Here is a 15330-nt window from a genome sequence, read left to right as displayed (position 1 = left end):
GCGGCCACGGGAGGCTGAACGGGCATCCGGCGTCACGCGCAATCGGGGGATCTCATGCGACGTCTTCTCTGTCTGGTCACCGCTGGGCTCTTCCTTCTCTCCGGTACGGCCGGCGCGGTCACGGAACCGCCGCCTGACGGGTTCGATCCGTCCGCGGAGAGACCGGTTCCGCCCTATCCGGAGCGTCCCGTCGGGAACGGACCGGTTTCGAGCGCTGTCGAACCTCCACCCACCGTGAAGACGCTCACGCTGACCATCGCGAAGGGAGAGAGGTCCGCGCCCGTGGTGGGGCATGCCCTGCTCCAGTGCGATCCGCCGGGCGGCACGCACTCCGACCCGGAGTGGGCGTGTGAGGTGCTGGAGGAGGTGGGAGGTCATCCCGCCGACCTCGTCCCGCCACGGGGGGTGATCTGTACGTTGCAGTACGACCCGGTCACCGTGAGCGCGACCGGTATCTGGAACGACCGGTTCATCCGATTCGAGCGGACCTTCGGTAACGCCTGCTCACTGTGGGCCGAGACCGGCCCGGTCTTCGCCTTCTGGGACTCATGGGGCTGGCGCCCCAAGGGCTCGTGGCGCCCGTGGCGTCCCCGTCACCGGGGTGGCACGGGAGCGGCTGGAACTGCTCAAACCGACAAAACCACTGCAACCGCCAAGACCACTGGAGCCGCGGGAGCCGCCAAGCTGTCGAACCGCTGAAGGGCGAACCGCTGAAGGCGAAGGGGTGAAGGGGCCCGGTCCGAAGACCGGGCCCCTCGTCACTCCGGCCGGCCGAATGGCCTTACAACCGGCCGATCGAGCAGGTTACTTGGTCCAGCGGTTGGCAGCGGTCGTGTAGACCTTGTGGGTGTCGCCGTTGAAGTACGGCGAGGAGATCTTGTCGTACCGGTCGTTCTTGTCGGTGTCCCAGGCGATGCTGTTGACGCCGACCAGGTAGCCGGTCCGGGTGGAGTTCTTGTACTTGAGCAGCCAGGGGCCGCCGCTCGCGCCCGCGGTGAACGAGCACTTGAAGCCGATGTGCTCCTGGACGTTGTACTTCGGTGCGGCCGGCATGGCGCCGGTCGTGCCGTAGCACCACTTCATGGTGCGGCCGGTGAAGGGCTTGTCCCCGTCGGGGTGCAGGCCGGCCGGGTAGCCGAAGGAGAAGACCGTGCTCTTGACCTTCTGGTTCCAGGCGAAGCCCTGGCCGCCGACGTTGTCACCGAGCCGGCCGACGTTCTTGATGAGCGGCTTCCACTTGCCGTCGGCGCCCTTCTCCCAGTTCACCTTGAACCCGGAGCTGACGTTGACGAAGGCGTAGTCGAAGTCGTAGTCCTCCTTCACGACGAAGTCGTCGTGGGCGTTGAACCACTTGGCCGCGTAGATGCCGTAGGGGTTCTTGCCGTCCCACGCCTGGTCGCCGTCCCAGTAGGACGGGATGAAGATCCAGTTGTCGTAGAACTGGTTGCTCTTCACGTCGTACACGCAGTGCGCCGAGGTGGCGACCAGGTTGCGGTACTTGCCCTGGACGGAGCTGCCGGAGCAGTACTTCCAGCTCTTCGGGTCCGCGGGGTTGGCCTTGGGCAGGGTGAAGAAGACCCGGCCGACGGTGTTGGGCAGGTTGACCTGCTTGCTCTTGAGGGTCTTCGTGCCCTCCCCGCCGATCGGCGGGACCGATCCGACGGGGCCGTCGGGGCCCGCGGCGGTGGAGGGAGCGCCACCCTTGACGCTCAGGTCGATGTCGCCCGTCGCGTCCGTGGCCTTGCGCATCCGCTCCGGTGACCAGAAGGAGGTCGCCTCCGTAGGCGTCTCCGAGGCCTGGGAGCTGACGACGTCCTTGGGGGCAGCGCCGGCGTTGGCACTGGTGGTGGCGCCGATCATTCCGGCGATCATGAGAAGGCCGGTGAGGGGGATCGTGAGGCGCCGTGCTCGGGAATTCAAGGGAGCTCCTTTCGTTCTCGGCGTGAAGACGGGACATCTTCGTGCCGGGAAAACGATCGGAACGTTACTGAATGGATCAAGCGCTCGGCGAGGAAATGACGTGAAAAAGTCTGAGATGGTTCCCTTCGATGCGATCCCGTTATTAAAATAGCAATTAGTTATAGTTTAACGAATGGGTATTCATGCAGGTCAATATGGGTTTTTGACGCCTTCCACGACACCTCGGGCAACATCGGTAACAGCGATTATCGCCGGTTTCTCAAGCAACTCGGGAAACTCCGGACTATTAACTCGAACTCTGTTCTGGTTGGATGCTTTCATGAGTGGAGATGCCCGCATCCCCTACCTCGGCGGTACGGCCCCGCAGTCGCCCCTCGGGGTGGCGGCCTCCCGGATCATCACGGGGGAGCCGGGGCGAGAGCCGTACGTGCCCGAAAAGGCAGCCTGAGACATGGCCGACGGCAGATACGACATCGCCGAGATGGAGGCTCCGAAGGGCCCTCGGCGCTGGATCGGGTTCGCGGTGCTGGCCGTGCTCGTGGCCGTTCCGGTGATCGTGCTGCTGGCGAGCCGGCATCCCGCTGAGCCGCCGGTGTCTCCCGATCCCGTACCCATCCAGCCGCAGGTCACCGTGGAGGAGGTCCCCAACGCCCTCTACCCCAAGCCGCGGCGCGAGGGCGACAGGGAGATCCTGGACGTGGTCTTCCCCGACGGCTCCAAGGCCGAGGTCGGCTATCCCGCCGAGCTGGGCCTGGCCAAGTTGGGAGTACGGCCTGCTCAGGGGGCCTGGCTGGACGGACGCAAGGATCTGTACCGGCAGCTGACCGCGCCTCCGGGAGGGCCGGCCGGGGTCGCCATGGGAAAGCCGATGATCCGGAAGCTGACCGGGAAGACCACGCTCTGGCACCCCATGAGTCCCGCCGAGGGAGAGGTGCTGCTGTTCTCCTACGGCCCCTGGTACATGGCGCTGCACGACGAGAGGGACGGCATGCCCTTCGAGCAGCGGCTGCTCTGGGCCAAGAACCTGCGCGGCAAGGTGACCAAGGGCGGCTACCTCGTGCTCAGCGCCAAGCCTCCGATCCTGCTGGCGCGGGCGGGCGAGGGCCTCGAAAGCGAGAGGGTGGGGCCGCAACTCTGGTTCGGCGGGGCGAGGGAGGCGTTGCTGGTGCTCGCACCGGTTCCGGGTTGCAACGTCGAGTCGATCGAACTCTCGGTCATCCAGCAGCGACGCCGTTTCTCCGCCGAGGCCTGCCAGGACGGGGTGTACGTGGCGATTTCAGGAGAGCGCGGGTTCGTCGAGAGGGCGATCAACGGCATCGTGATCAAGCAGGTGGCGTAGGGTGCGGCCATGTTCGCTGTAACCGCCACCCAGATCGATCCCGACAATCCCCTTGCCGGACTCACGCTCGGTGAACGCCCCGAGCCGAAGGTTCCCGAAGGCTGGACCACCGTCACGGTGAAGGCAGCCTCGCTCAACCACCACGACCTGTTCACGCTCAAGGGCGTGGGCATCCGCCAGGACCAGCTGCCGATGGTGCTCGGCGGTGACGCCGCCGGACTCGACGAGGACGGCAACGAGGTCATCGTGCACTCGGTGATCGGCAGCGGCGCCGACGAGACGCTCGACCCGAAGCGATCCCTGCTGTCGGAGAAGTACGACGGCACCTTCGCGGAGCGGGTGGCCGTTCCCCGGCGCAACCTGGTGCCCAAGCCCGCCGCGCTGAGCTTCGAGGAGGCGGCCTGCCTGCCGATCGCGTGGCTGACCGCCTACCGGATGTTGTTCGAGAAGGCCGAGCTGGAGCCGGGCTCGACCGTGCTGGTCCAGGGCGCCGGCGGCGGCGTGGCCACGGCACTGATCACGTTGGGCAGGGCGGGTGGTTACCGGGTCTGGGTGACCAGCCGCTCGGAGGAGAAGCGGGCCCGGGCACTGGAGCTCGGCGCCGACCAGGCTTTTGAGAGCGGCGCCCGGCTGCCCGAGAGGGTGGACGCGGTGATGGAGACCGTCGGCGAGGCCACCTGGGCCCATTCGCTGAAGGCGCTGCGTCCCGGCGGCCGGATCGTGATCTGCGGTGCGACCAGCGGCGCGGTTCCCCCGGCCGACCTCAACCGGGTCTTCTTCCTGCAGCTGTCGGTGGTCGGTTCGACCATGGGCACCCGCGACCAGCTGGGCAGACTCGCCCGCTTCCTGGAGCAGACCGGAGCCCGCCCGCTGATCGACCGGACACTCCCGCTGACCGAGGCCCGCGAGGGGTTCGCCGCCATGCACGAGGGCAACCTGTTCGGAAAGATCGTTTTCACCCTGCCCTGACGGTTCGCTCCGGGGCGATCCCTGCGCGGGCGCGACCCGTGCGTGTCGAGGGATCGGCCGGAGAATTGCTCCAGGACGATCTCTGTGAGAAGCACGGCTCGCGCTTCTCCGGAGGCCGATCGGAGATCCGCTCCAGCGTGATCTCCCGGGGGAGTACGGCTCGCGCCTTCGCGCGAGGCGCGAGCCGTACTCGTCTCAGGGCCGCGTGATCCGGACGGCGTCGGCGATGACGTAGCCGACGCCGGAGGTCCACCGGCTCACGCCGACGACGTTGTAGTCACCGGCGTTGAGGGAGAAGGTGCCGATGCTGCGCCAACCGCCGCCGCCGGAGCGCTGGTCGACGTACACCGTCTGGTTACCGGCGGAAGTGGTGACGATATAGGGCGCGGAGCTGCTGTAACCGGGGTCGGACGGATACCAGACGTCGACGCGGTAGCTGCCCGCGGTGGGAATGGTCGCCCGGAACCAGGCCGAGTCGCTGACGGTCACCGGATCGGCGAACCGGTAGTCGGCGCCGTTTCGCTGGCTGGAGTAGGTGGAGGTGCCCCAGTTCGCGCTGGCGGTGAACTTCCCTGCGGTGGCGTTGTCGACGGTGACGGACCACGACGGAGTGCCGCCGCCGCTCCCGGTCACGTACTGCATGTATCTGGTCCAGTCCCAGTACGTTCCCGGGTCGGTGTGCGTCGCACCGGGCACCTGGCTGTGCCCGATGATGTGGGTGCGGTCCTTGGGGATGCCGTACCTGTCGCAGATGTAGCGGGTCAGCGCGGCGGAGGAGCGATACATCGCGTCGGTGAACCACGAGGCGTCGCTGACGAAGCCCTCGTGCTCGATCCCGATGGACCGGGTGTTGTAGTTCGACGCGTGCCACGCGACGTCCTTGTTGCGGACCATCTGCGTGACGGCGCCGTCGGAGGAACGGACGACGTAATGGGACGAGACCTTGGCGCTGGGGTTCTGGAACCAGGAGATGGTGCCGGCGTACGACCCCTGGGTCATGTGGATGACGACCCGGTCGATCGTGTTGCTCGTCGGGCGATTGGAGACGACGTAGTTACCGCTGCTCGCGGCCACCCAGCTTCCGTTCGGGTAGTCCGGGCTGACGGCGGCCACCGCGTTGAGGTCGGCCGTCCGGGCGTAGGCGCCCAGGTCGGCGTGGACCTCCTGCGGGGCGACCGTCACCCCGGCCGCCTTGATGCCGGTGCCGAGGAGCTGGTAGACGGTGTCGGCGTAGAGCCGGGCGACCTCGGGGGCCCCGGCGTTCCCATACTTGGCCACGACCGCGTACCACCGGCCCGCGTCCTTCCTGGCCGCCGCGTCGAGACCGAGCTCGTCGGCGTAGGAGCGCAGGACGGCGGCGCCGCCGAGGATGTTGGCCTCGGTGTCGGTACGGAGCTTCGCGGCCGGCACTCCCGTGAGCTCGGCCGCCTTCTCGAGAGTGTGCGTCGTGGGGTTGCTGACCAGGTGCATCACGCCGTAGCCGCCGCTCGCGCTCGGCGCGCCACCGTGACCGTCGAGGTGCGTCTCGGAGTAGGCGAGTGCGATGAGCAGGTCACGGGGCACTTCATGGGTGGCGGCGGCGCGGTCGAACGCGGCGGCCAGCGGCGTTTCGGGTGCGGCGATCGCGGGACGGCCGGTGAGGATCAGGAGGGCGGTGAGGAGAAGGGTGGCGATGGCGGCTAATCGGGCGCGGGCAAATGTCATGATCGCTCCTCGAACGGGGGGTGCCAACGGCTGCACAGTAAGGGCTCTTCATGACAAATGTCGATAATTGACATTACTGGCGAGTTAGAAGAAGATTTCCGTCTTTACTCGCGCGCGAGAGCGGTGGCCGGGATCCGGGCACGACGATCCCACCCGGCCGGCCTTCCACCGGCGGCTACGTCATCGTCGGCGCCACGAAGCTCTGGACGACAGAAGACAGCCGAAGACAACCGAGGTTTCCCGTGCGGCTTTCACGGGCGGCGACGGCCGCCGGTCGTCTGATGAACCACCGCGGTAGGCCGGAGGTCAGGGGAGTTCGGCGAACCGTTCCACCTGTTTGATCTTCCCCGCGATGACGATGATGTCGTCGTAGGCCAGGACCGTGCCCGCGCCGGCGTAGGTGAACTCCTCGTCCTTGCCCTTGACGCAGACGACGGTCACCCCGTACTTACGGCGCAGGTTGGACTCTCCCAGCGGGACGCCGATGTATTCGTGCGGCGGGCGGGTCTTGACCAGCGCGTAGTTCTCATCGACTTCCATGTAGTCGAACATGCGCCCGTTGAGCAGGTGCGCCAGCCGTTCGCCCATGTCGTGCTCGGGCAGGAGCACATGGTGGGCGCCCACGCGCTGCAGGATGCGGGCGTGCTCGTGGTTGACGGCCCTGGCCCAGATGTCGTCGATCTCCAGCTCTGCCAGCAGGGAGGTGGTCAGGATGCTGGCTTCGAGTTCGGTGCCGATGGCCACCACGGCCCGGTAGAAGTCCGGAACCCCGAGCTGGCGCAGCGCTTCGAGATCGGTGGAGTCGGCGACGACGACATGGGTGAGCTGGCCCGACAGGCTCTGTACGAGCTTGGGCCGGCTGTCGATGGCCAGTACTTCGGTTCCCCTGCGGGTGAGCTCCAGTGCCAGGGAACTGCCGAACCGGCCGAGCCCGATCACCACCACGGGATCGTTTCTGCTGTCAGCCAACAATGATCCTCTCCATGACGTGGCACACCTTAACAACCCCGTTGGCGGATCGCTATGCCACTCATAGGCGAGGATGTACTGACTTCCGCGGCGGCCGGCCACTTCGAGGCGGGCTCACCGCGATGCGAGAAGCCTCGCTGGTGAAGGCCGGCCTGTCGGGAGACCGGCTTCGAGGCCGGGCAGTTCCGTGACTGCCCGGCCTCGGGCCGTACGAGAAAGGATTATCGGAGCGCGTCGCGGATACGGCGGGCGGCGTCGTAGAGCGCGTCCTGCGCGGTGGCCAGGGTCTCCTCGCTCACCTGCGCGTTCGCCGCGTCCCTGCGGACCTCCTCGACGAAGTCGGCCAGCATCTGCCCGAGCCGGGCGTCATTGGCACGTGACCCCTCCCCGGTGAAGGTGCCGGCCCAGACGCGCTTCCAGTCGTGCTTCCACTCGTTGGTCTGACGCTGCCACTCACGCTTCTGGCGTTGCCATTCGGTCTTCTGACGCTGCCACTCGGCCTTCTGCTCGCGCCAGGACTCGCGCTCGTTCTGCTTGGCCTCTCTCTGGTCCTGCCGGTCCTGCTGCCCGCTGTGCTGCTGGTCCTGTTTGGCGCCCTGGCGTACGTCGCGCGCCATCTGGGTGAGCTCCTCGCGCAGCGACTTGACCGTGTCGCGCACGTCCTCCTTGACCTCGCGGGCGATGTCGCGGACGGAGTCGGAGATCTCCTGCTCGAGATCGGCGAGCTCGTCGAGCCGCGCGTTCAGCTCGGCGCGGCCCTGGTCGCTGATGGTGAAGATCTTCTTGCCGTCCACGAGCTCGTGGGTGACCAGGCCCTCCTCCTCCAGACGGGCCAGGCGCGGGTAGATCGTGCCGGGCGAGGGGGAGTAGACGCCGAGGAACCGGTCCTGGAGCAACCGGATCACCTCGTAGCCGTGGCGAGGGCTCTCCTCCAGCAGCTTGAGAAGATAGAGCCGCAACCGTCCGTGGCCGAAGACCGGGCTCATACCTGCTCTCCCTTCAACAGGGTGACGTCGGCGGATATGGTGCTCACGGTCAGAGAGGCCATGCCGCCACCGATCCGGCCGGTCAGTGTCTTCCCGCCCTGGGCGAGTTTGGGGAAGGCGGTGCTGATCTTTCCGGAGTTGGAGCGGATCGTGACGTCGGTGTCGACCTCGTGCGGAAGCCGGAGCACGATGTCGCCCGAGGCGCTGTTCAGCGTCACGTGACCGGTCGGCGGGAGCTCCAGATCGGCGGTGATCCGGCCGGAGACGGTGGTGGCACGCAAGCGGCGGGGCGTGCCCTGCGCCACGGTCAACTCGCCGGAGATGCTCTTGAAGGACAGGTCGCCGACCAGATTGCGGCTCTCCATGGTGCCGGAGACGGTGTCGGCGTGGATCTCGCCGCTCACCCCGTCGAGCACGATCTCACCGGAGACGCTCTTGACCGAGGTGCGGCCTTCGAAGCCGGCGACGACGGCGGAGGCGGAGACCACTCCCACGTTGATCGGGCACTCCTTCGGCACGGTCAACGTCAGCGTCGCCTCCCGCTTCCCGGGGCGCAGCCAGCCCAGCATGCCGTCCCAGGTCAGGTCCTTGTAGGTGACGGTGAGTGTCCCGTCATCTTCATGGGTGACGATCAATGGTGGATTGCCGACCTCGGTGACCTCAAGAGTGGGAGGGCCGTCGCTGGCCAGCACCGCCAGCCTTCCCGCCACGATTCGTACGTTGAGCTTGCTCACGGACTCGAAGGTGAGTTGCTCCGGCTTCTCGATGATCCATTGCCGCATATTCGTGACCTCCTTATATCGGACACGATATGTCGCGTCATGCGAGAGGTCAAGATATATCGTGTTTTGCTTTCCTGGACGGGTTGTCCTGCCGGCCTCGACTGCCGGTTCGAGCCATCGGTGCGCGCTACCGGTCGGAGCCGCCGGCGTGGGCTGCCATCCGGGTTGGCGGTGCGGACCGCCGGCTCGGGCCGACGGCCCGGGTCCCGGTTACTCGTCCTCGTCTTCGTCAAGCCGGGCCAGCCAGGTGGCCAGCCGCTCCACCGGGGTCTCGAACTCGGGGTTCAGGTCGACGAACTCGCGTAGCCGCTCGGCCAGCCAGACGATGTTGACCGTTTCCTCTCCGCGGCGCTCGACGAGCTCCTCGATACCCCGATCGGTGAAGTACATCGTTCTCCTCGTGGTGGCGTCTGCCGTCACCTGTCATAACGGGGAAGTCCCCCGCAGGGATCCCTGCGGGGGACTTCGGGATGATGCCTGCTTCGCTGTCGCCGATCCCTAGCCGAAGATCTCGCCCAGGATCTGCTGCAGCTCCGCATCGTGCGTGGAGTGCGAGCCCGAAGCGGGGGAGGAGTTCGCCTTGCGGGAGACCCGCTTGATCGAACGCCCGCCGAACGCGTCGGGGTTCTCGGCCATCCTCAGCGTCAGGAACGGCCACGGGCCCATGTTGATCGGCTCGTCCTGCGCCCACACCAGCTCGATGTCACCGGCGTAGCGGTCCAGCTCGGCGAGGAGCGGGTTCGTCGGGAACGGGTAGAGCCGCTCCAGGCGGACGACCGCCACGTCGTTGCGGCCCTGCTTGTCACGGGCTGCGGCGATGTCGTAGTAGACCTTGCCGGAGCAGAGCACGACCTTGCGGACGCCGCTCGGATCCACCGTGGTGTCGCCCAGCACCGGCCGGAACGACCCCGAGGTGAACTCGCTGACCGCCGAGACCGCCGCCTTGTGCCGCAGCAGCGACTTGGGCGTGAAGACCACCAGCGGACGGTGCCGCTGGGACTTCGTCTGCCAGCGCAGCAGGTGGAAGTAGTTCGCCGGGAGCGTGGGCTGGGCCACGGTCATGTTGTCCTGGGCGCACATCTGCAGGAAGCGCTCGATGCGTGCCGAGGAGTGGTCCGGGCCCTGGCCCTCGTGGCCGTGCGGCAGCAGGAGCGTGACCGAGGAGCGCTGGCCCCACTTCTGCTCGCCCGAGGTGATGTATTCGTCGATGATCGACTGGGCGCCGTTGACGAAGTCGCCGAACTGCGCCTCCCAGGCGACCAGCGCGTCGGGACGCTCCACGCTGTAGCCGTACTCGAAGCCGAGCGCGGCGTACTCGCTCAGCAGGGAGTCGTAGATGTAGAACTTCGTGGTGCCCTGGTTGAAGGCCTTGAGCGGGGTGTGCTCCTCGCCCGTCACCCGGTCCACCAGCACCGCGTGGCGCTGGGTGAACGTGCCTCGCCGGGTGTCCTGGCCGACTACGCGGACGGGGTGGCCGTCGATCAGCAGCGAACCGAAGGCCAGGGTCTCGCCCATCCCCCAGTCGATGTGATCCTCGGAGACCATCTGGCCGCGGCGTTGCAGCACCGGCAGCAGGCGCGGGTGGACCGTGAAGCCCTCCGGCATGTTGAGCTGGGTCTCCACGATCTGCTTGACGGTCTCCTCGGAGATGCCCGTCGGAGTGTCGTCGTGCGACCAGGGGACGTTCTCCCGGTCGATCGGACGAGCGAACTCGCCGGTGGGCTCCTTGGCCGCCGCGCGGGTCTCGGCGAAGGCGTTCTCCAGCTTGGCCTGGTAGTCGCGGAGCGCGCCCTCGGCCTCCTCCACCGTGATGTCGCCCCGGCCGATCAGCGCCTCGGTGTAGAGCTTGCGGGTGGAGCGCTTGGCGTCGATCAGGTCGTACATCAGCGGCTGGGTGAAGCCCGGGTTGTCGGCCTCGTTGTGGCCCCGGCGCCGGTAGCAGATCAGGTCGATCACAACGTCCTTGCGGAACGCCTGGCGGTATTCGAACGCGAGGCGCCCGACCCGGACCACGGCCTCGGGGTCGTCCCCGTTGACGTGGAAGATCGGGGCCTGGATCATCCGGGCCACGTCGGTGGCGTACACGCTGGACCGGGAGCTCGCCGGGCTCGTCGTGAAGCCGACCTGGTTGTTGACCACGATGTGGACGGTGCCGCCGGTGCGGTAGCCGCGCAGCTGCGAGAGGTTCAGGGTCTCCGCCACGACGCCCTGGCCCGCGAAGGCCGCGTCGCCGTGCACGAGCACGGGCAGGACGGTGAAGCCCTCCTCGCCGCGCTCCAGCAGGTCCTGCTTGGCGCGGACCACGCCCTCCAGGACCGGGTCGACCGTCTCCAGGTGCGAGGGGTTGGCCACGACCGAGGTCTTGAGCTTGGAGCCGTCGGGAGAGACGAAGTCGCCGGACGAGCCCAGGTGGTACTTCACGTCGCCCGAACCGTGGGCGCTGCGCGGGTCGAGGTTGCCCTCGAACTCGCCGAAGATCTGGCCGTAGGACTTGCCCACGATGTTGGCCAGCACGTTGAGGCGGCCACGGTGGGCCATGCCGACCACGGCCTCGTCGAGATCCTCCTCCGCGGCGGCGCTGAGCACCGAGTCGAGCAGCGGGATCAGGGACTCGCCGCCCTCCAGGGAGAAGCGCTTCTGGCCGACGAACTTGGTCTGCAGGAACGTCTCGAACGCCTCGGCGGTGTTGAGCCGCTCCAGGACCCGCAGCTGCTCCTCGCGGTCGGGCTTGGCGTGCGGACGCTCCACCCGCGCCTGGATCCAGGCGCGCTCCTCGGGGTTCTGCATGTGCATGTACTCGACGCCGATGGTGCGGCAGTAGGAGTCACGCAGCACGCCGAGGATCTCGCGCAGCTTCATCAGGGGCCGGCCGCCGAAGCCGCCGGTGGCGAACTCGCGCTCGAGGTCCCACAGCGTCAGCCCGTGCGACTTGATGTCGAGGTCGGGGTGCTTGCGCTGCTTGTACTCGAGCGGGTCGGTGTCGGCCATCAGGTGACCGCGGACCCGGAAGGCGTGGATCAGCTCGATGACCCTGGCCGACTTGGCCACGTCGTCGTCGTGCGTGGCGGAGATGTCCTGGACCCAGCGGATCGGCTCGTAGGGGATCCGGAGGTCTTCGAAGATCTCGTCGTAGAAGCCGTCCTCGCCCAGCAGGAGCCGGTGGACCTGCCGCAGGAAGTCGCCCGACTGGGCGCCCTGGATGATCCGGTGGTCGTACGTGCTGGTGATCGTCATGACCTTGCTCACCGCAAGGCGCGAGAGCGTCTCGGGGGAGGCACCCTGATATTCGGCGGGATACTCCATCGCGCCGACGCCGATGATCGTTCCCTGTCCCGGCATCAGGCGCGGCACGGAGTGAACGGTGCCGATCGTGCCCGGGTTGGTCAGGGAGATCGTGGTGCCGGCGAAGTCGTCGACACCGAGCTTGCCCGACCTGGCCTTGCGCACGACGTCTTCGTACGCGACCCAGAACTGGCGGAAGTCCATGTCCTCGGTCGCCTTGATCGACGGCACGAGGAGCTGGCGGGTGCCGTCGCTCTTCGCGATGTCGATGGCCAGGCCCAGGTTGACGTGCTCCGGCTTCACCAGGACGGGCTTGCCATCGACCTCGGCGTAGGCGTGGTTCATCTCCGGGAGGAGATGGAGGGCCCTGATCACCGCATAGCCGATCAGGTGCGTGAACGACACCTTGCCACCGCGACCACGCGACAGGTGGTTATTGATCACGATGCGGTTGTCGACGAGCAGCTTCGCCGGGACCGCGCGCACGCTGGTCGCCGTCGGAACCTCGAGGCTGGCCTCCATGTTGGCCGCCGTTCGGGCGGCCGCCCCACGGAGTCGGACTTCCTCGGCGCCGGCGGGCAACTTCATCTCCTGCTTGGGTTGGGCCGCGGGGGCGGCCTTGGCCCTCGGCGCGGGGGTCGGCGGTGCGGCAGGCGGGGTCGCCGGAGTCGCAGCGGGTGGGCTAGCGGGCGCGGCTGTGGCCGCTCCCTGGGGTGCGGCTCTGCCGGACCCGGAATCAGGGGTGTAGTCAGCAAAGAAGTTCCACCAGGCGCGGTCCACAGACTCGGGATCCTGGAGGTACTTCTGATACAGCTCGTCGACAAGCCATTCGTTTTGACCAAAGGCTGCCAGCGGGTTTGTCCGCGACGACTCAGACGACACGGCGGAAATCGCCTCTTCCGCAGATCGGCGTTGATGAAAGAGAACCTGTCCAAGGCTACTCGCCTCGGCCGGAACATGCGCCAGTCTGAAGCACAGCTTCCGCGTCGATCCTCTCAGCACAGTCTAAAACGGTCACTCCTTGCAGATCTGTTGCGCCACTCCGGTCCTGGTCAACCGTGTCCGACGAGACGGGACTCGACGCGGACTTCCGGAGTGATCTCTTCAAGCATCTTGACGAGTTCTTTTCCCGCCGCGTCCAGCTCCTCCATGGACATGGGCGCGAGCCGCTCCAGCAGGAACAACGCGTCCGTGGTCTCCTCGGTGATGCGGGTCCTGACGCACTGCCGCCAGTTCCATCGGCGGCAGGTGACCCCCCTGTCGTCCCGCCAGACCACCTCGCCGATCTCCGGGTGGTCGATCGCCGGCTCGCCCTTCTCGACGATCTCGAACGACTCGTCCCCACTCGCACGGATCAGCCTGGCCGTGCCCTCGTAGTGGCCCAGGTCCTCCCCGCCGATGGGCAGGCCGTGCCTGACGCTGATCGCGTTGTAGGCGTCCACCACCAGGTTGATCTCCGGCAGCGGCATACGCCTGACCAGTGCGTCCACCGACGGCCTGGTCCGCTGCGGCTTCGCGCCGAACGCCCGGTAGGCGTCTCTCCACGCCTCGACCTTCGGGTCGTCGACCGCCACGGCCTTCTCCGCCGCCTCCGCCAGCCAACTCCGCGACCTGTCGTCGGTCGCCCCGTTGCGCAGGCCGTACACCCCCATCACCAGCACCGCGAAGTCCGGCCTGAGCGCGCTGACCGCGGGGTCCACCCATATCTCTTCGATCACGCCCCCAGCTTAGGTCGCGCGAGTTCCCCCACCTGTGACGGGACTACGGCGGCCCTATGACGGATCTCACACTTGTTTCGTGTCCGGCGGGCTCGCCCACCTCGCGAGGACCGCGTCTTTCGGGCAGGTCGAACAGCCAGGTGGCTCCGGCTCTCAGGAGCCCCTGGTGAAGCGTCAGGCACAGCCACACCAGGAGTGCGCTCATCAGGAGCGGTTCGGCGACCGTGAGCGGCAGCCGTAGCCTGCCGTCCATGCCGGTGGACAGGGCAGGCAGGAGCGCCTGGTGCAGCAGCGCGAGCAGGGGCATGTGGATGATGTAGACGGGCAGGGTGTTGCGTCCGAGTCTCGCCAGCGCGTCGCCCAGGGCCGTCCATCGGCTGATCTGGGCGGCGGCGGTCACGCCGAGGACCGTCGCCAGGACGCAGACCGCCGGCCAGACACCGGGCCAGGCGCGCGCGCCGGTGGCCGTCATGGCCAGGAGGACGGCGGCGTAGGAGACGCCGAGCGCGGCCAGGCGTGGCCGGCTCGCGGTGGCGGCCAGCCGTTCGACGAGCGGCCGGAAGTACAGCCCGGCGAGGAAGAACACGAGGTTCTGGTACAGGCCGCCGCGGTTGCCGGGAGTCTCCAGCAGCCCGGCGGAGGCCACGGCCGACAGCGTCAGGGCCGCTCCCAGGACCAGGGCCGCCGGGAGGCGGCGCGCGGCCTTGGCGATGGCGAAATACAGGGCGAGCGCGTACAGGTACCACAGGTTGGACGGGGTGATCGTCAGCTGGGCCAGCAGGTCGAGGGGGCCGGTGGCGCGGGCGGTGTCGAAGTCCGGGACGAGCGCCAGCAGCATGGTGTGGATCAACAGCCACACCGTGTAGAGGTAGAGGAACCTGGCCACCTTCGAACGGCCCAGGACCCGCCACGGCCTCCTCACCGCGCCGACGGCGAACATGCCGGAGATGGTGAAGAAGAGCGGCATGCGCAGCGGCAGGAGCTGTTCGGTCAGGGCGCCCCAGGCCCCGGGGATCGGCGGCGACACGCGCCAGTCGATCCGCAGGTAGTGCTTGGTGACGACGTGCCAGAGCACGACGAGCAGGATGCACATGCCCTTGGCCACGTCGGCCCAGATCGTGCGTTCCCGGCCGGTGTCGCTCGCGGGCACGGGCGGCGGCGTGATCGCCTCCGGGACGGGCATGCCCGGTGGGCGGGCAGGACGACGCATGGAGGCACCTCCGGGGGCTCGGTACGCCGCAATGGCGCACGTCAGCCACCCTGTGCCGAGCAGATGTCCGTATTGCCGAGATTGCGTATCCGTGGACGCTCAGCCATGTATCGGCCGCGTACCGAGCGGGATTCGCCGTGTCCGCCGCTCCGATCGGCGTAGCGTGATCGGTATGACGCCCATCGTTGATCCCGCCGCCGACGCAGGACCGGACGACGTCGACCCGGTCGCCGCGGTCATCCTCGTCTGCACCGAGTACGCCGCCCACATGAGCCTGCTGGCCGACCGGCTGACAGGGCTCGAACTGACCCGTGAGGAGTGCGAGCAGGTACTGGCCGCCGTCGGCTACGCCACCACCGCCTCCACCCGGCTCGTCAAAGCCGTCACACCCCGCCCGGACCCCGCGGAAGGGGCCTGATCGCCCGGGGCGGCCGCCGGGGAGGGCGGCCGC

The 15330-nt window shown here is 67.7% G+C and carries 14 protein-coding genes; 5 read left to right on the top strand and 9 right to left on the bottom strand.

The genetic code is table 11. The annotated features are described in order from the left end of the window. Positions 1–234 precede the first annotated feature (234 nt). Positions 235–699 carry an SSI family serine proteinase inhibitor gene (locus tag DKM19_RS40025; protein ID WP_162642114.1) on the top strand — a complete coding sequence of 155 codons (465 nt, stop codon included), beginning with the start codon at positions 235–237 and terminating at the stop codon, positions 697–699. Positions 700–804: 105 nt separating this feature from the next. Here the strand turns inward: DKM19_RS40025 and DKM19_RS40020 are convergent, their stop codons facing one another. Continuing rightward, the gene (locus DKM19_RS40020; RefSeq protein WP_110703224.1) at positions 805–1920 is read right to left on the bottom strand and encodes a serine protease; all 1116 of its coding nucleotides are present in this window, start codon (positions 1918–1920) and stop codon (positions 805–807) included. Positions 1921–2239: 319 nt separating this feature from the next. Between DKM19_RS40020 and DKM19_RS52655 the strand changes: the two genes are divergently transcribed. Genes DKM19_RS52655 through DKM19_RS40010 form a run of 3 tightly spaced genes read left to right on the top strand, consistent with a single transcriptional unit; the run spans position 2240 to position 4228 of the window. Continuing rightward, a complete protein-coding gene (locus DKM19_RS52655; protein WP_255415464.1) occupies positions 2240–2368 on the top strand; it encodes a hypothetical protein in 129 nt (42 codons plus the stop codon). A gap of 3 nt (positions 2369–2371) precedes the next feature. Next, the gene (locus tag DKM19_RS50190; RefSeq protein ID WP_162642113.1) at positions 2372–3259 is read left to right on the top strand and encodes a hypothetical protein; all 888 of its coding nucleotides are present in this window, start codon (positions 2372–2374) and stop codon (positions 3257–3259) included. Positions 3260–3268: 9 nt separating this feature from the next. After that, positions 3269–4228, top strand: coding sequence for a zinc-binding dehydrogenase (locus DKM19_RS40010; protein WP_110703221.1), 960 nt, complete (start codon positions 3269–3271; stop codon positions 4226–4228). A 195-nt stretch (positions 4229–4423) separates the two neighbouring features. Here DKM19_RS40010 and DKM19_RS40005 read toward each other — a convergent pair whose 3' ends face one another. The 8 genes from DKM19_RS40005 to DKM19_RS39970 form a co-directional block, all read right to left on the bottom strand. Next, complete coding sequence (locus DKM19_RS40005) at positions 4424–5932, bottom strand: N-acetylmuramoyl-L-alanine amidase (RefSeq protein WP_110703218.1); 1509 nt, start codon at positions 5930–5932, stop codon at positions 4424–4426. 306 nt (positions 5933–6238) lie between these two features. Further along, on the bottom strand, positions 6239–6901 hold the full coding sequence (locus tag DKM19_RS40000) for a TrkA family potassium uptake protein (RefSeq protein WP_204358442.1): 663 nt from the start codon (positions 6899–6901) through the stop codon (positions 6239–6241). Between the two features lie 221 nt (positions 6902–7122). Then, positions 7123–7887 (bottom strand): PadR family transcriptional regulator, encoded by a 765-nt coding sequence (locus DKM19_RS39995; RefSeq protein WP_110703212.1) that lies wholly within the window; start codon positions 7885–7887, stop codon positions 7123–7125. Continuing rightward, positions 7884–8669: a DUF4097 family beta strand repeat-containing protein gene (locus DKM19_RS39990; protein ID WP_110703210.1), complete on the bottom strand. Its 786-nt coding sequence runs from the start codon at positions 8667–8669 to the stop codon at positions 7884–7886. Before DKM19_RS39990 ends, DKM19_RS39995 begins: the two co-directional genes overlap by 4 nt. Before the next feature lie 210 nt (positions 8670–8879). Next, positions 8880–9059 (bottom strand): DUF6104 family protein, encoded by a 180-nt coding sequence (locus DKM19_RS39985; protein WP_110703207.1) that lies wholly within the window; start codon positions 9057–9059, stop codon positions 8880–8882. 108 nt (positions 9060–9167) lie between these two features. Continuing rightward, positions 9168–12833 (bottom strand): multifunctional oxoglutarate decarboxylase/oxoglutarate dehydrogenase thiamine pyrophosphate-binding subunit/dihydrolipoyllysine-residue succinyltransferase subunit, encoded by a 3666-nt coding sequence (locus DKM19_RS39980; RefSeq protein WP_110703204.1) that lies wholly within the window; start codon positions 12831–12833, stop codon positions 9168–9170. A 170-nt stretch (positions 12834–13003) separates the two neighbouring features. After that, positions 13004–13669, bottom strand: a complete 666-nt coding sequence (locus DKM19_RS39975) for a B3/4 domain-containing protein (protein ID WP_110703201.1) — start codon at positions 13667–13669, stop codon at positions 13004–13006. A 43-nt stretch (positions 13670–13712) separates the two neighbouring features. Then, the gene (locus tag DKM19_RS39970; protein WP_204358441.1) at positions 13713–14879 is read right to left on the bottom strand and encodes an acyltransferase family protein; all 1167 of its coding nucleotides are present in this window, start codon (positions 14877–14879) and stop codon (positions 13713–13715) included. 172 nt (positions 14880–15051) lie between these two features. Here DKM19_RS39970 and DKM19_RS39965 point away from each other — a divergent pair, with 172 nt between their 5' ends. Further along, a complete protein-coding gene (locus tag DKM19_RS39965; RefSeq protein ID WP_110703196.1) occupies positions 15052–15297 on the top strand; it encodes a hypothetical protein in 246 nt (81 codons plus the stop codon). Positions 15298–15330: the final 33 nt, after the last annotated feature.

Source organism: Streptosporangium sp. 'caverna' (genome assembly GCF_003203775.1).
Classification (GTDB): domain Bacteria; phylum Actinomycetota; class Actinomycetes; order Streptosporangiales; family Streptosporangiaceae; genus Streptosporangium; species Streptosporangium subroseum.
Note: the sequence above shows the minus strand (reverse complement) of the source record. Positions and strands in the feature narration are given on the sequence as shown.